This window comes from Marinobacter sp. KM021, from assembly GCF_050707965.1.
Lineage (GTDB): Bacteria > Pseudomonadota > Gammaproteobacteria > Pseudomonadales > Oleiphilaceae > Marinobacter > Marinobacter shengliensis.
The window spans coordinates 4,159,317-4,181,514 of the sequence record NZ_CP136129.1 but is presented as its reverse complement, the minus strand read 5'-3'; the positions used below and the strand labels follow the sequence as shown (position 1 = coordinate 4,181,514).

At 55.1% G+C, this 22,198-nt stretch carries 19 protein-coding genes; 6 read left to right on the top strand and 13 right to left on the bottom strand.

All coding sequences use genetic code 11. From position 1 onward, the window contains the following. Position 1: 1 nt before the first annotated feature. From RVM24_RS19500 to mobI, 9 genes are all read right to left on the bottom strand, one after another. Positions 2 to 643, bottom strand: a complete 642-nt coding sequence (locus tag RVM24_RS19500; protein WP_022988844.1) for a retron system putative HNH endonuclease — start codon at positions 641 to 643, stop codon at positions 2 to 4. Then, positions 640 to 1,920: an AAA family ATPase gene (locus tag RVM24_RS19495; protein ID WP_022988845.1), complete on the bottom strand. Its 1,281-nt coding sequence runs from the start codon at positions 1,918 to 1,920 to the stop codon at positions 640 to 642. The genes RVM24_RS19500 and RVM24_RS19495 overlap by 4 nt, the downstream gene beginning before the upstream one ends. 10 nt (positions 1,921 to 1,930) lie before the next feature. Then, on the bottom strand, positions 1,931 to 5,431 hold the full coding sequence (gene pglX, locus RVM24_RS19490; protein ID WP_022992171.1) for a BREX-1 system adenine-specific DNA-methyltransferase PglX: 3,501 nt from the start codon (positions 5,429 to 5,431) through the stop codon (positions 1,931 to 1,933). An 84-nt stretch (positions 5,432 to 5,515) separates the two neighbouring features. Next, entirely contained in the window at positions 5,516 to 7,189 is a 1,674-nt protein-coding gene (locus tag RVM24_RS19485) for an ATP-binding protein (protein ID WP_022992170.1), read from the bottom strand. Between the two features lie 40 nt (positions 7,190 to 7,229). Beyond that, complete coding sequence (gene brxC / locus RVM24_RS19480) at positions 7,230 to 10,811, bottom strand: BREX system P-loop protein BrxC (protein ID WP_104416052.1); 3,582 nt, start codon at positions 10,809 to 10,811, stop codon at positions 7,230 to 7,232. A 43-nt stretch (positions 10,812 to 10,854) separates the two neighbouring features. Next, entirely contained in the window at positions 10,855 to 11,445 is a 591-nt protein-coding gene (locus RVM24_RS19475) for a DUF1788 domain-containing protein (protein WP_011784100.1), read from the bottom strand. Between the two features lie 17 nt (positions 11,446 to 11,462). Further along, positions 11,463 to 12,077, bottom strand: a complete 615-nt coding sequence (locus RVM24_RS19470) for a DUF1819 family protein (protein WP_022988852.1) — start codon at positions 12,075 to 12,077, stop codon at positions 11,463 to 11,465. After that, positions 12,074 to 12,283, bottom strand: a complete 210-nt coding sequence (locus tag RVM24_RS19465; RefSeq protein WP_008174223.1) for a helix-turn-helix domain-containing protein — start codon at positions 12,281 to 12,283, stop codon at positions 12,074 to 12,076. The genes RVM24_RS19470 and RVM24_RS19465 overlap by 4 nt, the downstream gene beginning before the upstream one ends. A 249-nt stretch (positions 12,284 to 12,532) precedes the next feature. Next, positions 12,533 to 13,135 (bottom strand): conjugative transfer protein MobI(A/C), encoded by a 603-nt coding sequence (gene mobI, locus RVM24_RS19460; protein WP_023011724.1) that lies wholly within the window; start codon positions 13,133 to 13,135, stop codon positions 12,533 to 12,535. Positions 13,136 to 13,872: 737 nt separating this feature from the next. Here mobI and RVM24_RS19455 point away from each other — a divergent pair. The 3 genes from RVM24_RS19455 to RVM24_RS19445 are packed head-to-tail and all read left to right on the top strand — an operon-like array spanning position 13,873 to position 16,044. Beyond that, positions 13,873 to 14,073 carry a helix-turn-helix transcriptional regulator gene (locus RVM24_RS19455; RefSeq protein WP_022987609.1) on the top strand — a complete coding sequence of 67 codons (201 nt, stop codon included), beginning with the start codon at positions 13,873 to 13,875 and terminating at the stop codon, positions 14,071 to 14,073. A gap of 11 nt (positions 14,074 to 14,084) precedes the next feature. Continuing rightward, entirely contained in the window at positions 14,085 to 15,809 is a 1,725-nt protein-coding gene (locus RVM24_RS19450) for a DUF927 domain-containing protein (protein ID WP_022987608.1), read from the top strand. Beyond that, positions 15,802 to 16,044: a helix-turn-helix transcriptional regulator gene (locus RVM24_RS19445; RefSeq protein ID WP_023008356.1), complete on the top strand. Its 243-nt coding sequence runs from the start codon at positions 15,802 to 15,804 to the stop codon at positions 16,042 to 16,044. The genes RVM24_RS19450 and RVM24_RS19445 overlap by 8 nt, the downstream gene beginning before the upstream one ends. Positions 16,045 to 16,054: 10 nt before the next feature. Here RVM24_RS19445 and RVM24_RS19440 read toward each other — a convergent pair whose 3' ends face one another. Continuing rightward, positions 16,055 to 17,296: a tyrosine-type recombinase/integrase gene (locus RVM24_RS19440; RefSeq protein WP_022987607.1), complete on the bottom strand. Its 1,242-nt coding sequence runs from the start codon at positions 17,294 to 17,296 to the stop codon at positions 16,055 to 16,057. A gap of 185 nt (positions 17,297 to 17,481) precedes the next feature. Then, complete coding sequence (locus tag RVM24_RS19435; RefSeq protein WP_431474628.1) at positions 17,482 to 18,351, bottom strand: YicC/YloC family endoribonuclease; 870 nt, start codon at positions 18,349 to 18,351, stop codon at positions 17,482 to 17,484. 183 nt (positions 18,352 to 18,534) lie between these two features. Between RVM24_RS19435 and rph the strand changes: the two genes are divergently transcribed. Next, positions 18,535 to 19,251, top strand: coding sequence for a ribonuclease PH (rph, locus tag RVM24_RS19430; RefSeq protein ID WP_374786348.1), 717 nt, complete (start codon positions 18,535 to 18,537; stop codon positions 19,249 to 19,251). A 145-nt stretch (positions 19,252 to 19,396) separates the two neighbouring features. Here the strand turns inward: rph and RVM24_RS19425 are convergent, their stop codons facing one another. After that, positions 19,397 to 20,203 (bottom strand): exodeoxyribonuclease III, encoded by an 807-nt coding sequence (locus tag RVM24_RS19425; protein ID WP_374786349.1) that lies wholly within the window; start codon positions 20,201 to 20,203, stop codon positions 19,397 to 19,399. A gap of 81 nt (positions 20,204 to 20,284) precedes the next feature. Between RVM24_RS19425 and pyrE the strand changes: the two genes are divergently transcribed. Both pyrE and RVM24_RS19415 read left to right on the top strand, forming a co-directional pair. Further along, complete coding sequence (pyrE, locus tag RVM24_RS19420; RefSeq protein WP_061332566.1) at positions 20,285 to 20,923, top strand: orotate phosphoribosyltransferase; 639 nt, start codon at positions 20,285 to 20,287, stop codon at positions 20,921 to 20,923. Between the two features lie 2 nt (positions 20,924 to 20,925). Next, positions 20,926 to 21,567 carry a DUF4124 domain-containing protein gene (locus RVM24_RS19415; RefSeq protein ID WP_374786350.1) on the top strand — a complete coding sequence of 214 codons (642 nt, stop codon included), beginning with the start codon at positions 20,926 to 20,928 and terminating at the stop codon, positions 21,565 to 21,567. Positions 21,568 to 21,639: 72 nt separating this feature from the next. Here RVM24_RS19415 and RVM24_RS19410 read toward each other — a convergent pair whose 3' ends face one another. Further along, positions 21,640 to 22,056: a hypothetical protein gene (locus tag RVM24_RS19410; protein WP_061332564.1), complete on the bottom strand. Its 417-nt coding sequence runs from the start codon at positions 22,054 to 22,056 to the stop codon at positions 21,640 to 21,642. Between the last annotated feature and the right edge of the window lie 142 nt (positions 22,057 to 22,198).

The following is a 22,198-nucleotide window of genomic DNA, read 5'->3' as shown; positions in this document are numbered from 1 at the left end:
CTCATGCGGCGGCATAGTCCCCAAACAGGTATTTGATGGTGGTCCAGAACTCACCGAAACGGCCGTCTGCTCCCATGGTTAAGTAGCCCGACACGAACTGACCCAGCTCATCATGGCTCAAGCTATCATCCAGGAAAGGCTCAATTGCTCCAGCTCTCAACTCATTCAACTTGGGCAGGTCGAGGCCCAGTCGGGTAATGGTTTCACAGGCCGCCCGGTCGTTATTGTCAGCAGGTTTAATCCAACCATCACCTTCAAAACCAAACCGGGGCTCACAATTCGCATCCAGCGGAGATATCAACAGCTCGGGGTCAAACCAGTCGCCTTTCAGGTTACCGCAGTGACGGGGCTCACCCTTTCTGATCTGATTCTGGCAGGAGCACAAAAGATTGCCGTAATCCAGCGGATCCACAGTCGGGTCACTCTGAGGCTGAAAGTGTTCTATGTGGGAATCGCCCTCGGTTAACCGGCGTTCACAATAGCAGCAGATGTAACCCTGCTCCCGCATCAATGATCTCTTTACCGAGGCTTTGGGCTCACCCCTCAGGTCGCCATAGGTAGGCTGCCAGTCTTCATTGACATTGGCCAGAGCCTTCCATTGCGTAAAAACTTCAGGTTCGTGGCGCTTCTCCACATACTTCATCGGCCAATCAGCTCCTTGCGTTTGATCAGCACCTTGGCTTTTACCAGTTCCGGATCTTCGCCAATGTCTCGTTCCAATTCAGCAATGCCTTTTCTGGCAGTATCAAGCTCGCCATCATTGATTTGCCCGTAAATAGCTCGAAGAGCATCTTCCACTTGGTCAGGGCGTGTGGTCTCAAGGCCCATCAGATCTTCAAGTACCCTGTCCACCGTCTTCCCGTAGGACTCATTCGGGCGAACAATCTCCAATTCCCCGGCATCTGTCATGTTCATAAGGAACAGATTCTCCGGTTTCACATGGGTAATTACATGCGGTGAATGAGTGGAGATAAAAAACTGACAGTTCGGGAAAACCGCCCTCAAACTGGGCACCACCAGGCGCTGCCATTTCGGATGCAGGTGCAGATCAATTTCATCGATCATCACAATGCCATCTCCCAGCAGCGGATCTTCTCGCTCCGGGTTGGCTATGGCCATGCGCCTGGCAAGGTCGCCAACCATGGCCATCAAGCATTTTTCGCCATCGGAAAGCTGGTTTACCGTCAGCCGCTGGCCTTTCTTCGTTACCTCCATCCGCAGCGGTTGGCGCCTTACGGTCAGGTTTTGGAAGTCCGGCATGAAAATCTCAAGGGCCCGCCGCACCGCCGTTAGCTGCGAATCCGGGAACTCGAAATCGTCCGGCTTGATCAGATCATCTATGTATTTGCGGTTCTCGTTCTCAAGGTCTTCACGCTCCCGGAACCATTCAAAGAAAGTACGGAAGTTGGCGCCACTGGTTAGCGACTCCTCGTAAGCAGAAAGAAGCCCGAACTGATGCTTTTCTCGGATACGCAGTGGAATATCCAACACAGCGCGATTCACCGGGTAGTAAGCAAACAAGGGGATGTTTACCTTCCCGTTGTGTTCGGTGATGCCGGCCTGAATACCCTTGGCCGTTTCGGATGCAGAAATCAGAACAGAGGCCAGGTCCTTTTTGCTGTACCCCTTACGCACCTTCGCCAAGTTCCAGCCGAAGGAAGTACCCTCATCACATAGCTGAATGGCCAGATTGGCGGAGGATTCACCATTCCTGATATCGGATTCGGCAATCGGACGCCCAGACGCACCCGCATGCTTAATCCGATTCGCCAGCCAGGACAGCATGATGGCCGAGGCATCCAGAATGCTGGATTTACCCGTGCCATTCATGCCGACAAACACATTAAGCTTGTCATCCAGATCCAGCGGTAGATCTTGAGCGCCACGAAAGCGCTGCAAGGTTAGTTTGTTGATATGCATGCCTGTGCTCCTAGCCAGAGAGGCCGGTAATCTTCTTTAAAGCTTCGCCAAATTTCGGATAATTGGTCTTCACCCCGTCATCGAGATCAATTTCCACCTGTTCGGTGGCCAGTGGGTAGAGCACATCCCGCTCGTAGTCATCCAGCTCGGCGAGGGTTTTGTTGATCTTCTCGATCTCTTTCAGGGCCTTGGTCTTCTCACCCTGGGAGGCCCCGGCGCTGATACTCAGGGCCTCCAGATGGTTTTTCCGGGCTTTTAGCTTCTCGTCTTTGAAATCCCGAAGATACTCCAGCACCGTGCCCACGGTGTGAGGCTGGTAGCGGTGCATGTAGATCAACGCATTGAATGAGCCCTTGGGTGAGGAGAACAACCAGTAGATGGGCCGCTTCTTGTAACGGCGCACGTGGTCGTTATAGAAGTCCTTCAGGAAGTACTTGCGAATATCTTTGCCCAGCGCCTGCTCGACAAAGCGGAGGTTTTCCCCATAGTGCTCTTCGCCAAAGGCGATGCGCAGGAATTCACGGAAGCGCTCAGTGATGTCGTCGGTGAACCAGTCGCCATCGAGCATAGGGATAACATTGTCATCATCCGCCGGGAAGCTCGGCTCTGGGATCTGCTTCAGGTAGTCCTCGATGGTCTCTCCCTGATTGGCCAGGATCAGCCCCGGCTCTTCCAGAGCATAGCGGCCGAACATGCAGCCTACAGCATAGGAGACCAGTTCTCGCATGGTATCGGCCAGCAGTAGCGCCTCCAGCTCTTCCTCACTTTTGTTGTTGCCGTAGCGGTAGTGGGGGTTACAAGTGAGAGTGACCTCCTCCAACGGTACATCTGGTGCCAGCTCATCCTGCAAACTATAAGCGTCGATAAAGATGCGGTTATTATCTTCCTCCAACCGTCGCATTTCCTGTGCCATCTCTCGCCAGTAGGCGCGAAGGTTCTGATAGGAGGCATATAGACTTGGCTGACGGTAGTTAGGATTCAACAAAGGCAATCTCGTGAAATCCCAAGAGGTTTCGTATGCGTCCCAGTCGCTTCTGGCAATATCAATGCACTGTCCGCAGGTTTCAATGATATTTTGCGATTGGTTACCCAAAGGAGGCACCACGAGCATATCAAAGTAGCCTGAGAGAAGATTAACCGTAGGACTGAGCGCAGCGAGTTCCTTGGGAGCCAGATTACTATTCGAAAAGGCCAATGACTCTCTCAGATCTTCGGGGCTATCTGAATAGACGCAAAGACTTGCACTTTCGAATATCGCTCCCTCTGGATAGTAGCGGAACGAGCCTGCTGGACTAGAGATTCGGGTCCACGCAAAACATTCTCTAAAGTAGAACTCACGTGATGGCAGCTTGTTGCCCGACCGCGCTAGCCGTTCAAAACCTTGCTTGTCATAGGTGATCACATGCTGAAGATTGCCATACCACTTCCGATACGGGCCGCCTTTGATGAGTGGCGCCCAGCGCGCTCCTGATGACCAAAATTCTTCAGCGGACTTCGCTCCGGCTTTCGAAGATTCAAGGGGAACTTCCCAGAACTGCCTAATAAAAATTTCATTATTTCCCGTGTTCAATCCATCTCTTGAGATGACCTTATCCTTTATCGGCGTTCCATCCTCGAAAAGACTGAAAAGGCGAGGTGACACCCAGTATGCGACAGGAGCACTCGAAATCTTGTTAAAGTCATTTGAGGAAGCCGTGAAACGAAAAATGGAATTTTCGTTATTGGAGGCATCAATCAGCGCATCTCGTTTTACCTGTTCGTTACCACCTTCTACTAGGCGGATATAGGTGCCTCGTGCGCTTAGTCGCCTTTTGTGCTCGAATACAAAAGCTGCTGTTGAAACAACAGCCCCGCCGATCGAGTCGAATGCCCGCTCACCAAGATGGGCCATTGTCACAATATGATTTTCGAGCAGTAGCTCACGCCGAAGCTTTTCGAACGTCGATAGGAACATCCAGCCATGCATAGTGATCATAGAGAAAAAGCCGGCCGGAATTGACAACTGCCCGCACCTCTCAATGAACATCGCGTATAAATCTGCTCTGCTCTTTGGGTATTGTTTCTGAGTCCAAGATGACAGAGCTTCATTTGCGCCACCACGACCCATATAAGGAGGATTCGCCACTACCACATGATATTTCGGCGATAACACCTCGGCCATGCATAGCACGTCCACTAGCCGCTCGTACAAAACTTTTAGCAGCATATCAGAGCCGAAATCTCGCGCTTCCAGCGCTCGTAGAATCTCGGTCGGTTCGCGCAACTTCGGCTCGATCAATGAGCCGAAGTTTCTCGCCTGCTCAAACTGACTCAGTGTCTCACGCAGTTCGTCTTTAAAAAGATCTTTACCCAATAGAGCAGCTATATCCTGCATCTCAGATTCGGTAAAGACCACATTATCAAGAACCACAACATTCGGCTGTACCGGATTCCGAAAGAACCGCCGATGTTTTGCACGCGCTTTCATGGTCAGAGCAAAGGCGGCCAGCTCACCAGCACGCTCGTCAATCTCGATACCGTATAGGTTTTGAGTCAGGATCTTGGCCGGAATCTCAGCGGACTCATAGCCTTCCTCCTCATAAATGGCATACAGCAAATCGAAGGCATAAGTCAGCATATGGCCTGAGCCACAGGCTGGATCGCAAACCTTAATTTCTTCCGGGCTACTGATGCGGAGAAAATCAGTTTCTGGTTCCTCCGGCTTGATGTAGTAATCCATCTGCTTAATCAAGCCAGAATCAGGACGGTTGAGCATCCAAAGGCGGCCGAGTGAGTTCTCCACCAGATAACGCACAATCCAGTGCGGTGTGAACAGCTGGGTCGCCGCAGGGATATTCTCGGGAGTAACCTTCTTGTTCTTCTTAAGATCGGCGAATACTTGGTCTTTCTTCTCGGAGATATAGAACTGATACAGCCAGCCGATCACCTCGACATCCTCACAGGCAACCGGCGTCATGGCCTCGCGGGTGTAGGCCAGAATTGAGTTGCCGGAGAGCAGATCATCCGGCATCAAAAGCTCGGTGTAATCGTCAATGCGCTCAAACAGGAACGGCATTGCGCTGTACCAATAGTTACAGGCGGCTACGACCAGTAAGCGATAGGCTTCCCCTTGTGGATCCTGGCTGGGCATTTTGCCATCGAGCAGGGCGAAGACCCGTTTTCGGGTATTTTCCACGACCATCTCTTCATCGATATGGCCCATCTTGGCATCCGCCAGGATCTCGGGCTGAAACTGCCCCTCGGCAGGCGAGACCACGCCAATGCGGTTATATCGGTTCACGTCCATAAACCGCAGGGCTACGAGCCGGTTAAACCAGATATACGCCACCCGCTCGACAACCTGCTCTTTACCCTGCTCGGCTATCGCCTCTTCCAGCTTTTTGATGGCCGATGAGCTTTCCCGCCGGGCGGGGCTTTCTTCGGCCAATACCAGTTTTAGCTTGGCGCCGACCTGTTCAATCAGGCTGCGGCGGGCGAACTGAGCGAATTTTCTGAGTTTTGCGGTTTCCATCGATTCATGCCTTGGTTTTGATCGTGACCGAGCGATATACGCTGACGCATAAATGAGCGTATATATTTACGCTGAGCGCATAAATTAACGCGTGCGCTTGTAAATAGCCCCTTTACGCTCGCCTAGTTGCTCGATTTCTCCCCTTTTCTTCAATCTGGCCAACAACTTGTAGGCTTGATCCGGGCTGATATGGCACAGCTCAACCACGTCAGCACGTTTGATGCTGCCGTGCGTATCAATAAAGCTCATGACCATCTGCTCTTGCTGGATAGGATCAAACCCTGCCTGGCGTACATAGGCGGCCTTTTGCCCCGCCCCTTGATATACCTTGGCGCCCAAGGTGTAGGTGCGGCCCTTGCCGGTTCCGTGGGCTTCCACCATGCCGGCTTCCACCAGTTTCTCCAGGGTGCCCCGGACCACGGTTTCCGGCTTCTGTACCGACTTGGCCAAGTCCGCCGTTCTCAAGCGCCGCTCATTGCGCAGCCGGGACAGGATAATCAGGCTGTCGATTGGCATGGCGGCGCCGGTCTGTTCCTCGCGCTCGACGATCATGCGCAGGAACTCGGCGTCCGCGTCCGCTGCGCTCATGCGCACGGAGACGGTGTGAGCGGACGACATGGAGTAGTCGGGTGCAGTGCGCCCGTAGCGGAGCATGCCCTCGAAGATCCGGTCGATGCCTCGGCCCGTGCGTTCGGCCAGGCCGATGCGCTTGATAATGTCAGCCAGCAAGGGGTTACGGGAGCGAGGGTCAGCCACCAGAAGGTTGTCCAGGTTGACGCCCTCCACAAAACCACCGGGATTGCTGATGCTCAGGCCGTCATCGTCCAGTTTGACGTGCACGGCGCCCAGGGCGCTGTAGTCGCGGTGAACCAGGGCGTTCACAAAGGCTTCCCGGAAGGCCCGGCGGTCGAAGTTGGGGATGGGCACGCGAAACAGTCCGACCTGAATCTCCTCTTCTTCCACCCGGGCGCGGAACAGTACCTCGACCTCCTCGAAGGTCTCCAGCAGCGGTTTGCGGTAGAACTCATTGACCAGCACATCGGTACCGCGCAGCACCTGGAATGCTACCTCGTGGGAGGGCAGGTGTTGTCGGAGCTGCATGTCGCTCCCCAGCAGCAGCAGCCCTGCCACGGTGGGGTGACGCTGGCCTCCCACGTTCACGGTCAGCCCCAGGGCGCCGTCCAGCTCATCATCCGCCAGGGGCGTCAGGCTCTGGTCGCCGCCGTATTTCTTGATGGCGTTGCGGATGCGGATCCGCTGAATCGGGTCCAGATCCTCAACCGCCAGGTTTTCCACCGGCAAGGCCGAGGGGTCCGTTACTCCCAGGCTGGACTGGCGCTGAACAAACTCATGGGGGTAGAAGGGCACGGCCTCCGGAGTGCCGTCCATTCTCAGGCGCCGACGTTGCAGCAGGCCATCCGAGGTCGACACCAGCTGCCGGGACTTGGGAACCTGGATCCTGGCAATAGTTTGCCCCTCCAGCTCCAGGGCCTCAACGCGCACGGCCAGCGAGGGAATGGTCTTGTTGGCAATCAGTGCGGGCAGGCCGGCGAGGTTGCGGTGGTTGGCATGCAGCCCAGTTGGGGTGCCATCGTCTTCAACGCCCAGGAACAGGTCGCCGCCCTCGGTGTTGGCCAGGGCCACCACCGCGGCCACCAGATCCCGGTCCGGCAGGCTTTTGACGTCGCTCTTGAACTCGACGGCGAGGCTCTCGCCGCCGCGAATGAGCGTCTGGATTTCCTGTTCGGCTTCGTGCATGGCTATCCCCAACATCGACCGGTTAGACGGTTCGGCACGCTTAGATCTGGACCTTTCGGCCTTGCTGGACTTCAACCAGCAGGGCCTCGCGCAGGGCATTCAGGTACCGGTCCACATCACCCTCGTTGGCCAGCCAGGCCTTGTCGAACGCGACACGGAGGTTGCGAGTGTGAACGTAGTCGGCTGCCGATTCCTTGACCTCGGGAGTCCCCCCGTCACTCTGGTCTTCACTCTGGCTACCTGGGTGCTGATCGGGGTCGTCTGCCGGTGCTGATTTCTGATTGGCCAGCGCCACCATTTTGCCCAGCAGCTTCTGGTAGCCCTCTTCTTCAAAGTACCGGGTCCGGTCCTTGATCACAGCAATCAGGCGCTCCTGTCCGATGTAATCGACCAGATCCCGGAACGGTTTATTGAGCTCATCCTGGCGCGGTTCCGGCAGGGACTGGTATTCGTCCATGCTTTGCATGCGTTCCTGCATGGTCTTCAGGGAGGTTTCTGCCTGAGCTCGGGTTTGCTGCACTTTCTCATCGATGCGCTCCTGCAGGCTATCCAGTTGGCCCTTGAGCTGCTGAATGCGATTCCCCTTGTAGCAGTTAGGGTCGTTCAGGATGGTGCGGATCTGCTCGATCTCGTCCCCGGACACATAGATGAAGTTGGGCTCCTGACTCTGCAGGAAGGACCGAGCCTGGTTGTAGATGTCTTTCTGTGAGCCGCCCATAAGCCTGCGGATGGGATCGATGACATCCTCTTTCAGGTCCAGCAGTTGGTCTTCCTGCTTGCCCAATTCCGTCAGGTGCCAGGTGTAGGGCTTTCCGGCGACCTCTTTCAGCGTCACCAGGGCAGGTTTCAAGGCATTGAGAAACGGGTACTGATCGACCTGCGCTATCCGCCGATCCAGGTCGTGGTACATGTCCTGGAAGGCTTCGCCGGCCTCTTTACCCAGGGCCTTGGCTTCGCTGCTGCGGGGCGGGCTGTCGAAGAAGTCCTCGTAGAACGACTTGAGGGCTCGGACCTGAGAGGCGGTGAACTCAATCTGTGGTTCCAGCACCACGTTGCCGTGGCCGTGAGTGTTACGCAGGGCGCGCTCCAGCTCGCTGTCCTCCAGGATGTTACCGTCGAGACGAACTTCCACCTTGCCACGGGCACAAAGGTTGGCCAGGGTGCAGAGAATCGCGGCGTAATACCAGCCGTAGGGTTTGTGTTCGAACTTTTCCAGCAGGCTCTTGAGGGTGGTGCGGACACCGCCCCGATTGTTGCTCTGAATGAACGCCAGCACTTCCTGCTCGGATTCTGCCAGGGCCGTGGCGTCGTTACCGAAAAGGCCATCGTCTGTACGGTTGAGGCAATTGCTGATGTCGTTTTCCGTGTAGGAAACGCCGCGCAACATGCGGAGGTTGGGGTAAGCCCGTGAAATCAGCTCATGGAAGCCCCGAATAATGCGCGTCTGGGGGTCCTCATTCGCCACTTCCACATCGGCGCCGCCAATGAGCAACTTGGACTTGCCCATGAGGGTCTGAACCTGCTGCCGGAGCCTGGCCTCGCGCTCACGGTTCTGGAAGCCCTTGTCATTCAGGATCCGCTTAACGGCTTCCTGCTGGGTAACGGAAATGTTCTGCTTGATGTACTTCTCGGTGCGCTTGAACATGAGCAGATCGCGCACCAGGCGCTCGTCCGACGGCATGAGCACGAACAGCTCGTCCGCCTTGTAGGTCGAGGCTGTGCGTAGCATTTGCTCGTTGTCAGTATGCTCGTGGAACGGGCTGATGACATTGATCGAGAGCTCGTATTCACGCCCATGCAGACGATCATCCAGTTTGCGCGAATAGGAGTAGTCCTGCCCCTGGTTTTGGGAGGAGCCGGCGTCATAGCGGATTTTGCGCTGTTTTATAACAAAGTCGAAAACGATCTTTTCCAGCTCGTCCGCAACGTCCGATGACTCAACCTCTGTGTTCTTGATCTCCTGCTCGACGTCCTTTTCCTCGTCCGTCAGGTACTCGTACTGGTCGCCGTTGCGCTGTATGTAGGTCTGTTGCTCCAGAAGGCTCAGGGCTTCTTCGACCTTGGTGCGAAGTGCCGGTAGATCCTGATCGAAGGCATCCAGCATCAGCACGCAAAGGTTGCGCACCGTGGGCTTGAATTCCTTGACATATTTGACCAGGAACAGGGCCTTCAGCAGCCGGATAGCGAAGGCATTATCGAGATGGTTCTCGGCCTGAATAATCGCCCGCTGTATTTGTGATTTCAGTGCAGAGCGGATGCCTTCAAACATCAGGTCAAAGGTGGCCAGCTGGCCCACCTCATGGTTGCCGATGTGGATGGCCACCTGCTGGAAAACACCCAGCATGGAGCGCTCACCGACAGAACTGTGTTTACCCTCGAAGGCGTTGTGCTGCGACAGATTCTGGATCGCCGATTGAAACAGCGCGAACTGGTAGGGGACGAAGGGGTAGCTGTGGATGAAGTGGTCCCTGTCCCGGAAGTTCCGGTAGGTGGCCGATCCATCCGCGAAGTCAAACAGGGTTTTGAAGTTGTTTGCCTGCGCGTGATAGACGTCCGACAGCTGATTGACGCCTTCTTCGGTCTTGGTTAGCAGGCGCTTCTGGATGACCTCCGCCACGTCCGCACTGGACAGCTTCATACGGTTATTGAACCGTGCCTGAATTTTCGAGAAATCGTTGCCTTGCTGCTTGCCCATTTCGCCAACCACGTTTTTCATTTCTTCCTGGGCGGTGACGATAATCCAGGCCCGCCCACGACACTTGGTGGCGAGGCTCTCGGCAATGGTTTGCAGGTTGGTCATCAGCTTGGTGTTGTCGGCAATGTACTGGCCAACCTCGTCCACAAAGAAGTTCAGGCGGAACTCTTTGTGGCCACCCTCTTTTGCCTGCTTCTCGATATAGGTGTTCACATTGTCCGCGAAGTCCTCTATCGAAACTCGGTATTCGCTGCGGTACTTGTCCAGAATGCCCGCTGCCGACTGCGGGTCGCCACCGGTCACAGCGGCGTAGGCTTTGGCGATATTCGCGCCTTCCAGGAGGGCCTGCTCCCGGCCTTTCTGCCAGGGGCGGCCGGCGATGGTCTCGTACTCGGCTTTGAATTGTTCGTACAGGCCACGGCCGTCCAGATCGCGCTCAAACTGGGCAATGTGCCCTTGTTTGCCGTAGTAGCCGCACATTTCGTCGAAGACTTTAACGAACACGGCCAGAAGCGCATCGATTTGGGTTTTGCTGATGACATCGGCTTTCTGGTCGATGTTGAACAGAATGCTCTTCGCCGGAATTGAGACAGCTCGCTTCAGGTCGCCCCGGAGAATTTCATTCTCACTGCACTTGGGAAGGAACAGGTCCAGGGTAGTAGCACCGTCCATCTCCCGGTTTTCAAGCAGAAGGGCCAGCATCTTGAGGAGGTGCGACTTACCTGAGCCGAAGAAGCCGGATACCCAGACCCCGTTCGCCCCTTCGTAGTTATTGTAGGCGTCCAGGAACTCTTCGAGGCGTTTCTCGACTTCGTTGGTCAGTACGTATTCTTCAATTTCGAGGCGAAGACTGGCTTCATCGTCGGCTTTGATAACGCCTTCAATGGGGCGGTCAACGGGCTTTAGAAAAATATTCTTCAATGTCATTGTACTTTCCCTTAATGATTACGCCTCGAATCGTATCGTCCGCTCAGGCTTCGTAATGAAAGATGTTGAACGCACGGTAGTACTTGTCGTCATGCAGCCTGCCGAACAGATCCAGCGATGCACCGGTTTCCAGCGAGTGGGTATAGGACCCCGGAAAGAACATCACCGTTGGCTGGTCTTTGGCGGTGCTCTGCAAGTTGTTGAGCACGTTATGGGAGCGTATGTAGGGGAAAACCTCGCCCACCCCTGAGAGAAACAGCACGTCAAACTCAACGGACTGGAGTTTTGCCGCAATAGCGGGCACCAAATGGGCTTCCGGGTCCAGCACTCCCTGTAGCAGTTCTTTCAGCTGATCCTTTGAGACCGTGGGCTCGAGCTCCAACACCTGCTCCCAGATGTCTCTTTCTTTCAAAATATCGACGGCCAGGTCGTACAGATTGATACTCAGGATCCGGATGCCCGCCTGCTCCAGCCGGTTAACCAACTGCCGCTGAAGACGCTCCATCTCGACCGCTTCTTCAGGCCGGTAGGGACAGATGAAGAAAGGCACTTCATTACCCAGTCCCTGTTTGTTCAGGAACCGCTGGCCGGAAACCACGCTAAACAGGTGCTGTAGTCGCTCCTGCATCGGCATTTTGGCAATGTCCTTTTTCAAGCTGACATCCCCCTGATATCGGATTCATAGACTGGGAAGTAGAAAAACTCGTCAGGATTGTTCTGACGCAGCAACTCAACCAGCCTGGGGCTGAGCAGAACTGCGTTTATGGTTTTGTCCTTAGCTAACAACCCTGCCTCCCGCAGCATTCTGAACAGGACCTGCCGCAATTTATCGCGCGTTGAGGCGCTGGCATTATCCAGTTCGTCATGCCATTCCGATTTACGGTTATAGAAGGCATCGAAATCCTCAAAACTGAGATCCAGCTTCATCGCGACAAACCGTTCGTGTAGCACTTCCACCGCAAAGTCCGCGATAAAGCGGTACAGGCGGCACACGGCAACCCACAGAAGGTGAGCCTGGTCCTGGTGGTTTGCCTCGGCCAGGAAAGTCAGTTCGCTTTCGGTCAACGTCTTCAGGCGTGCAATCGCCTCTCTACAGGTGCGCTTTGCCGTGCTTTCTGTTCTGGCCTGTAGCAGGTTGTCATGTAGAGCTTGAGTCCGCACATCTTCCCAGTCACGGAGCGACAGGTACAGCTCGGCCAACTTCACCGATTCGCGGTGATACAGGCTGCCGGACGTGAAGGAGATGCGATACCGGCCTTGGGTCATTCGGAACGCTCACCTTTGCTCGTCTCAGCGGCTCCACCGCCCTTGACCCACTCATCCACTTCGACTTTTTTGAACTTCCAAAATCGCCCCATGCGGTGGGCGGGCATTGCGTGCTTGTCGATCCAGCGGTACACGGTGTCATTGCTGACACCGAGGTGCTTGCCAATTTCGTCTACGGATAACCAGCGATCTTCCATCTCGGCCATGTTTTCGCTTCCTATGGGCGATGGTGTTGCCACCTTATCTGAGGCGGCACGGTCTCATGGGCGGAACAGCCCTACACTACATTGACTGATCAATATATAGAGGTACCACGCTGCATTCAACCGATTTGACCCGGATAGACCAGCAAAGAACGGCATATATAGCCACCTGAAATCTGGGCGATCCCATCAATAGCCCCACGCAATCAACACCTGCGGTGTGAGCGGCATGCCTTTTACCGCCAACAGCCCTCATCCCTCCTCGTTGGAGGGGCTTGAACTCCCGCTGGTCGCCTCCTTCAGTCCACCGAGGTGCTCCTCCAGATTTTTCAGGAGGCGCTCGCTTTTCCGCACGATTCGACAAAGCTCCGCCTGGTTGGCATTGAGCCTTCGCAACATTTCAAAACCGTCCTCAGTTTCCATGATGAGCGGTTTCTCCCAGTCCTGTGCCCGCGTGAAGGCCGGTTTGTGATAGCGGAACCGACCTTCTTTGCGGATGTACTCACTGAAAACTGATCGGCCCTCGCCACTCTTCTTCGGGATAAAGCGGTTGTAGTACCAGGACAATTCCAGTTTTCTTTTTCTGAGTCGAACGCGGCAGCCGAAGTGCCCGGGATAGCCGGGTGTCTTGTCGGTACGATGAGCCATGTTGTGGGACCAGAAGTGATCACAGAGCCGCTGCGCCAGATAGCGGTACCTTGCTTGCTCCACGTCCGCTTGCTGGTGAATCGCCGTCAGAAACTGACGGCATTGCGTTATGGCGGCTTTGATACCACGTTGGTGGTTCACATTTTGGGCTCGGCTGACCGCCTCCCACTCTTCGCAGATTTCCTGGTGAGTCATTCGTTTGCTCATGGCTGGCTCCTCGCTATGGATTTGCCAACAATCGTAATCCGTCGAGTGCTTTGAGCTGCCATGTGCTTTTGTCCTTTTTGGACACAAAGGCGGGGGCGGAGGCAGATTCCTTCCTCCAAGCCATGGGACCTTTCCAATTCCTGTCCACGTGACTACCTGATTTGGGACTTTGCCGCTGCGCTCCCACGCGCCATGAAATAGCTCGCATGGGCTGAAGGATCCGCGCTCCATTATTTATTTGGGACCCTGGCCTCCCACCTCAGTGAAAACACCGGTATCCGGTGGCTTGATGGAACCGGACTGACTGTCGTCGCTACGACAATTCCCGCTACTTCCTCGGGGCACTTACAAAGGGCTTGGAAGAGACCTTTTGGAGCCCCGTTGTGATATGGACATGCCCCGTAAAATAACAGGGCCTCGAAAAGGCTCTTTAAGAGGCTGTTTTGATCACGTCCAGCATTGACTTTCACATGTGAAAGTCAATGCGCATTACCGCTTCACAAAATGATGCCGTGATGGTGGCGGGTAACAGCGATTGCTTACATTTCGCCAGATTTTGCTCGTAAACCGATGAGGCTCCCATGAAAATCGCCTTAATGACAGAAGTTAACCTTTAATTTCATCTAGTTATAATTTTTTTCTCTTTGCGCCCAAAATGGCCAATTTCACGGTTCTGGTCCTGACTCCTGATTACTAATAATCACTCCTGCCGTTAATCAACGAACCAGGAGTAGATAATGAAACACATGTTTTCTAGCGAGACCAACGAGCGCTTGCTCACATACGAAGAAGTGTGCGCCGTCACTCAGCTATCGCAAGCCACGCTACGTCGATACGTCCGATCAGGTCGCTTCCCCGCCCCCATCAAGCCAAACCCGCAAGGTCGAGCCGTCAGGTTTCGGATCCAGGATGTTAGAAACTGGCTGGATCGGTTGTGACGGAGGGGCAAATGAAATTTCAATTGAGAGACTCTGGCCTGTACTGCTTCAGCTCTGATGAATGGCAAAGAGTTGGTGGATGGATTGAGGTTATTGCCAGAACCCGACTCTCCAACAAGAAGCACGGTCACGGTGCGCTGCTGCAGTGGAAAAATATGGACAACGTCCTGCTCCGCGAGGTGGTGTATGCGCGCAACCTGAACGGCGATAACGCCCGACAGATACGGGAGCTGCTCGTGGACAGCGGCTATCCGCTGGAGCCTGGCAATATCAGTTGGGCACGACTACAACGCTACCTGCTTGAGGAAATGGCAAAGGCGCCGCCGGCCACAACCGTCGACCGTACAGGTTGGCACGGCCCCATCTTCGCGACGAGTAGCTGGACGGCAGGTCAGGCGGATGAGCAGCACTACTTCGTCGGGCAGCTATCAACCTCCCCTCTACTTCAGGAAAACGGTTCTCTCCAGGATTGGCAAGCTCAAGTGGGGAAGCTGTGTGAGGGCAACCCGCTGGCGATGTTCAGCATTGGGGTAGCCCTTGCGGCACCACTGCTGAAGCATGCGGAGATTGAAAATGGGGCTTTTCACTTCGGCGGCAATAGCTCCAGCGGTAAAACGACACTACTGCAGGCGGCCGCGAGCGTGTGTGGTGCACCAACGTTTGTGCGGAACTGGGTATCGACTGCCAATGGCTTGGCAGCCGTGGCTGCTGAGCACAATGACATGTTGCTGGCATTGGATGAAATTGGCCTGGCGCGCCCGGAAGATGTCGATGTAGCGACGTATCATATAATGACCGGTGCCAGTAAGTTGCGTGCGAATATATCAGGGGACCTTACTGCACAAACGCACTGGCGAACTCTGGCTTTAAGTACCGGTGAGGTATGGCTATCGGAAGTATTTCAGGAAATAGGCAAGTCGGTTAAAGCCGGCCAAGAAACCCGACTTGTCGAGATTCCGATTTTTGGGAGGTTTGGAGCCTTTGACAAGTTGCATGGATTCAACAGTGCCCAAGAGTTCGTGGACACGTTGAAAAGCCGTACCGGGCACTACCACGGCACACTGTTCCGGCACTGGCTCGAGCGTCTTACAGAAGATGTGAATGACCTACCCAGCTACATCCAGAATGAGGTTGCCCGGTTGACGGAGCAATGGAAGACCCCTCATATGGCTTCGCAAGTCGTCCGAGTGATCAGGCGGTTCGCACTGATCACCGCTGCACTATGCCTGGCATGTCGGAACTATCTCCTCCCCTGGACGGAAGCGGAGTCGGTTCGAGCAGTACACCAAGTCGTTGGAGCCTGGCTTCGGAGCCGGGGTCACATCTTCAATTCGGAGGAGTACCGCCTGTTGGCCCGCCTTCGCGATGCTATTTACAAATGGAATCACCGTCTCGTTGACATAGAGCGGGGGGATTACGGAAGAGCAATTGGTCTGCGACGCAAAGTGGCCGGTGAGACGCAGTGGCTGATACCCAAAAATACTCTTATCAAGGAGCTTGGCCTTCGAAGTCGATACACCCGGGAAATTGAGCCGCTGATCCAGAGAGATTTCCTGGAAACCAATGAACAGAGCCGTGGCACCATGAAAATCAAGCTACGGGATCGATCGGAGCGTTTTTTCGCCCTGTGGCCTGATCGCATCAAGGCGTATTGGGAAGCGCTACCGGATGGAGATGGACTTTCCCAGTTTCCCACTTATCCCAGTGTTGATTCGGAGGTAACGGAGAATGAGTAACAAGACCTTCAGTCCGCCTTCGGAGGAGGTGCGCGCCAAGCTGCTGGCTCGTTCTGGACAGTGTGAGCGGCTGGTTCGGGAGTCGGACCGTCGAGCGATTACAGCCGTCAGCCGGACGCAGTGGTGGACCTTGGAACGAAAGCGAGTGGCTCCGGCACGACTCAAGCTGGGATGCAACTCAGTGGCCTGGCGCCTGTCGGATCTGTTGGCCTGGATTGAGCAACAAGGGGCCTGATCTGGCCCCTTTACCCTCCAGAGCTGACTTCACCTCTCACGATGGGCGCCAGCCACTCGCAGAGCGCCTCGTGAGCCGCTCTTCGCTCTTCAAAGTACGCATGCTTGTTATAAACCCGGTCCGTCCGGTTGCCGGGCAGTTGATTCAGGCAGCGCTGAGCCAGATTGTCATCAAAACCAAGCTTGCCCAGCTTCGTCCTGGCCGTGCCACGCAGATCGTGGACGCGGCGCTTGTCGAACGAAAAGAACTTTTTCTCAAAGAGTTTCTTGAGCGCATGGTTCAGCGTGTTTTCACACACAAACGGCGTCCGTGCTTTTTTACTGATCCTGCGAGCTGGAAATACCCACTCACTACCGCAGGAACGTACCTTCAGCTCATTCAGCCATTCCACGGCGGGCTCCGCCAACGGGATATCGATGGCCCTTCTCTTTTTGGTCCTTTCCTCGGGCAGGTACCAGATACGGTTCTCCAGATCGAATTCCGACCAAGGCGCTGCCAGCAGCTCCATTTTTCTCGTACAGGTCGCAATCAACAAAGCACAGGCCAGGTAGTTTTCACGGCTGAACTGCGCCGGAATCACCCGGAGTTTGGTGAAGAACTCGGTGACTTCGTCTTCATTCATTGGGTAGTTGGCGGCCTTCTCCTCCCCGCCGGCGTCCCTGGGACGGAATGGCGAGGCTGGATTGAACCTGGTGACGTCCAGTTTGATGCCATGATCAAACAGGTTCCTCAGCAGGCGCATCAAATCATTTGATAGGGTTGGGCGGGGCTTATTGTCGTCATAGCCAGTGGCCACGTCCCGCAGGATTTCACTGATATCCACTGGTCGGATCTTTTCAAGTTCCACCTTTCCGATGCGCCAGGCGACCTCACGCTCGTACAGGCTCTTCTCTTTATGGTGGGACGCGATTTCTCGTTTGCGAAGCTCGTAGTAGTCCGCGTACAGGTCATTGAGCGTTTTGAAGGGGTTTTGGTTGACCTTCTGCCGCTCCTGAACCGGGTCAGCACCCTCACGCTTGATCGCCAACCTCAGCTTCGCCGCCTCATCACGGGCGTCGGCCAATGACCAGTCGTCCACCTTGCCGATGGTGTATTCGCGCCGGAGCTTGGTAGCTGGGGTGGTATAGCGCAGCATCCAGTAGGCATCGCCGCGCTTCGGGGTCATGAGGTAGAGACCATTGCCATCGGCATGCCGCACGGATGGCTTCTCTTTGATCAGTTTCTTGACGGTCTTGTCGTGTAGCTTGCCCACTTTCCTGCCTTAAAAAAATTGGGGAGTACAATCTCGCCGATACAATATAGCGAGAAAATACTCCCCAATCTACTACCCATCACTACCCAAACTTGGCAGAACTTACACGAACATTATGAGCGTCAAAATTACATAACTATTTGATTTATAATGCCATCAAGAACAACGTCGAACCCCCAAGAACATCACTCAATATTCTGCACCTGTTCCCGCATTTGCTCGATCAAAACCTTGAGGTCCACCGCCGCGCGGGTAACCGCCGCGTCAATACTTTTACTGCTGAGGGTATTGGCTTCCCGGTTCAGTTCCTGCATCAGGAAATCCAGCCGCCGGCCGATGGCATCATCGTTTTTCAGGGTATCGGTCACTTCACTGATATGAGCCTCCAGCCGGTCCAGCTCCTCGGCCACATCACTCTTCTGCGCCAGCATCACCATTTCCTGGGCCACACGCTCCGGCTCCAGCTCCACTTTTGCTTTATCGAAGCGATCCCGCAGATTCTGCTCCTGGGCGGCCAGCAGCTGCGGCATTTTCTCCCGCACTTCTGCCACCAGCTTGCCCATGGTGGCCAGACGATCCTCAAATAACGGCCTCAAGCGCTCGCCCTCCCGTTCGCGAACGGACATCAGCTCTTGGACCGTGTCTTTGAAAAGGCCGGCAGCCGCCTCTTTCGCCGCGCTGTAGTCTTTCTCCGGCAAAGACATCACGCCAGGCCAACGCAGAATATCCAGTGCATTAATATGGGCGGGGTTATCGAGAATGCGGTTGATGTGGTTGGCTGCCTCGTTCACCGCCTTGGCCATCTCATCGCTGATCTCGAAGCTCTGAACCTCGTTCTCGGCAGACTGCAGGCGCATGGAGATATCCACCTTGCCCCGCTTTAACCCCTGACTACGCAGCTCTTCTCGAAACCGGTTCTCCAGTTCCCTGAACGCCTCCGGCAAACGGAAAGACGGCTCCAGGTAGCGGTGATTTACGGTACGGATCTCACACGTGAGCGTACCCCAGTCACCCTGGGTATCCTTGCGGGCAAAAGCAGTCATGCTGCGGATCATATTGGCTCCATAACCGATGAACAGAAGCATCGAGTTTAACAGGGTATTTGCCCAGGCGGCGAACCCGACCAAAGATCACCCTGCAGTCCACCGCCCCGGGCATGCTACGTGTTATACTCGCCACCCTTTCAAAGATTCCGCCCGGCACCGCCCGGATATGCATTTTCATAAACAGGACACACTATGCGACCAAGTGGCAGAACGCCCGAGCAACCCAGAGACGTCCGCATCACCCGCAACTACACCCGCCATGCCGAAGGCTCGGTACTGGTAGAGTTCGGTGATACAAAAGTCATCTGTACCGCCTCTGTTGAGAACAAGGTACCGCCATTCCTGCGCGGTGAAGGCAAAGGCTGGATCACCGCCGAGTACGGCATGCTGCCCCGCTCCACCGGCAGCCGCATGGGCCGCGAAGCTGCCCGCGGCAAACAGGGTGGCCGCACCGTGGAAATCCAGCGCCTGATCGGCCGCAGCCTGCGCGCTGCGGTAGACCTGAGCGCCCTGGGTGAACACTCCATCACCATCGACTGTGACGTTATCCAGGCCGACGGCGGCACCCGCACAGCGGCCATCACCGGTGGCTGCGTGGCATTAGTAGACGCCTTGAACCACCTGGTCGCCACTAAACGCCTGAAGAAATCTCCCCTTGTTCAAATGGTGGCAGCGGTCTCCGTTGGCGTTTACAAAGGCACGCCGGTAGCGGACCTGGACTATCCGGAGGATTCCGAAGCGGAAACCGATATGAATGTGATCATGACCGATCAGGGCGGCTTCATCGAGATTCAGGGAACGGCGGAAGGCGCTCCGTTCGAGCAGGCCGAGCTGGATTCCATGCTGGTTCTGGCCAGAAAGGCGATTAACGAACTGTTTGAAATTCAGAAGACGGCGTTGGCTGAGTAAGCCGCCCGCGTGCCCGGAGGGGGAGACCTTTCCGGGACACGCTACAAGCACATCCATGTGCGCTCCGCTCCGGCCATCCCTGGCCGGAGAGGGTCCCGGAAAGGTCTCCCCCTCCGAGCCCGCTCCTAATCAGTAGCCGTCTGAATCAGAAGCCAATTTCAATATCATAATCCATGATCACCGGCGCGTGATCAGAGAAACGGGTGTCTTCATCAATCCAGCCATCACGGATGGTCTTGCGAATGCCCGGCGTCAACAACTGGTAGTCCACCCGAATACCCGCCTTCTTACGGGAGCCCTCGGTTTGCTCCGGCCACCAGGTAAACTGATTGCTCTGTTTGTTGATTTCCCGGAAACCATCAATGCAGCCCATCTCATCAAACAGGCGATCAAGCCATGCACGCTCATGGGGCAGGAAACCGGAGAAATCCGTCTTGTGGTACAGCGGACTGGCGTCCGTCACGTGGTGGGCGGTCTGCAGGTTGGCGCAGAAGATGAACTGCCGGCGCTTGCGCAGGGTCTTCTGCATATGCAGGCCGAAGGCTTCCATGAACTCGTCTTTGTGGTCGAGCACGGTCAGGTCATCTTCGCCAATCAGCTCGTCTTCCCGGCCAAGGGCGCAGGGCGCCAGCACGCAAGCCACGGAGACCTTGTCGAAATCCGCCTGGATAAAGCGACCTTCGCGGTCTGCCTGCTCATTAGCAAACCCGTACATGATGGCCTTCGGAAAATGGCGAGTGTAGATACCCACACCACCGTGTTCGTTCAACTCACCATCAATAAAGTAGGCCTCATAGCCTTCCGGAATCAGGTGTTTGTCTTCTACTTCATAGGCACGCATGCGGTGGTCCTGCACACAGACGACATCAGCGTCCTGCTCTGCAAGCCAGTCAAAAAACCCCTTCTCAACGGCCTGTTCAAGACCATTGACGCTGATTGTAACTACCCGCATACATGTTCCCTGATTCGGTTTGTGTGTATGATACCGGTTTTACGCTTTAATTAAAGATCAAACCCCGCCAGAAGCCTTGCCATGCACGACTATCAGCAAAATTTTATCGAGTTTGCCATTGAGCGGAATGTTCTGCGCTTTGGAGAGTTCACGCTCAAATCCGGCCGAACCAGCCCCTACTTTTTCAACGCTGGGCTATTCAATACCGGAAACGACCTGTTACAGCTAAGCAAAGCCTATGCCGCAGCCATCGAACGCAGCGGCCTGAATTATGACATTATTTTCGGCCCCGCCTATAAGGGCATTCCGTTGGCCACAGTGACCGCTATGGCCCTTGCAACAGACGGTAACAGCAAACCGTTTGCCTTCAATCGCAAAGAAAAGAAAGATCATGGTGAGGGTGGCAATATTGTCGGCGCCCCACTACAAGGTAAGGTACTGATTGTAGATGACGTAATCACTGCCGGCACCGCCATTCGGGAATCCATCGACCTCATTCGTGCCGCTGGCGCGGAGCCCGCCGGCGTGCTGATTGCGTTGGACAGGCAGGAGAAAGGCAATGGCGAGTTATCCGCCATCCAGGAAGTGGAGCAGGAGTTCGGCATCCCCGTCGTCAGCATCATTCGTCTTGAGCAGGTACTGGACTACCTGAAGTCCAATCCGGAGTTTGCCGGCCACGCGGAAACAGTGGCCAGCTACCGGGACCGTTACGGAGTCTGACCATGCACCACCGTGTGTCCAAATCAACGGTTATTGCCAGCCTGGCCGCAGCAGGACTACTGCTGTCCGCCAGTGTGCAGGCCAATATGTATCGTTACACGGATGACAACGGTCAACTGGTGATCAGCAGCACCATCCCGCAGGAGGCTACCAAACGCGGCTACGACATCCTCAGCACCAATGGCCGGGTGATTGAAACCATTCCAGCGGCCCCCACAGCCGAGGAAATCGCCGCCCGGGAAGCGGAAAAAGAACGCCAACGTCAGGCCGAGATTCAACAGGAACAGGATCGCCAGCTGTTGAAGCGTTTCAGCCATCCAGACCAGGCTGTTCGCGCCATGCATCGGAAGATTCGCGAACTGGAAGGGATCATCCAGCTGAAACGGGGCAACATTTCCGTAATTTCCAGTCAACTTGACAACGAGCAAAGCCGGGCGGCCGATATGGAGCGGGCCGGCAGGGATATTCCGGAAGCTACCCTGGAAAGGATTCGGCGGCTGGAGTCACAAATCCGGGACGTGGAACGGGAAATTGCCGCCCAACAGCAAGACATCAGTGCGATGAAAAAGGAATTTGAGGTGGATATCAAAAGATTGGAAGTCGTTACTGGCCAGGAGCGGACACTCCCCCTGGAGCCGGAATAAACGTTTGTATTGGCGGAAATGACAAAGGGCGCTCACCAGAGCGCCCTTTGTGGTTACAGCTCGCCGTTATGATCAGGCGGAAGCTGTTTCCTTCTTGGCTGCCGTCTTGCGAGCCGCAGGCTTACGAGCGGCCGGCTTCTTGGCAGTGACTGACTTCTTGGCATCCTGAGCTGCTTCCGCAACGTCTTCAGCAGCGCCGGAAACGGCATCAGCGCCTTCAGCAGCTTCTTTCTCCAGCTTGGCAACCAGTTCGGCGGCAAAGTTGCCGAAACGGCTGTTCAGGCTGCGCAGCTGCTCGAACAGGTTCTCGGAGTATCCGGTGTAACGCTTGCGCAGGGTCTTGACGCTGTATTCACGGGCTTCCGCTTCCAGCTTCTCTGCATAATCGAACGGCTTGGAAGCCAGCTTCTTCTGCTGCTCTTCCGCGGCATTGATGCCTTTCTCAACGATGTCCTGCAGTTGTTCCTGGTAGGATTTAAGTTTACCCATGGTAGTTCTCCTTGATATTAGGATCGTTTCGGCACCACAAGCCCTCGCTTCTGCGTGCCTTTGGTAACTTTCACCTGCCAAGGTACGGATAAAAATTAGAATGTTCATACTAAAACCAGTTTTCGGTTTTTACAGATTGTTC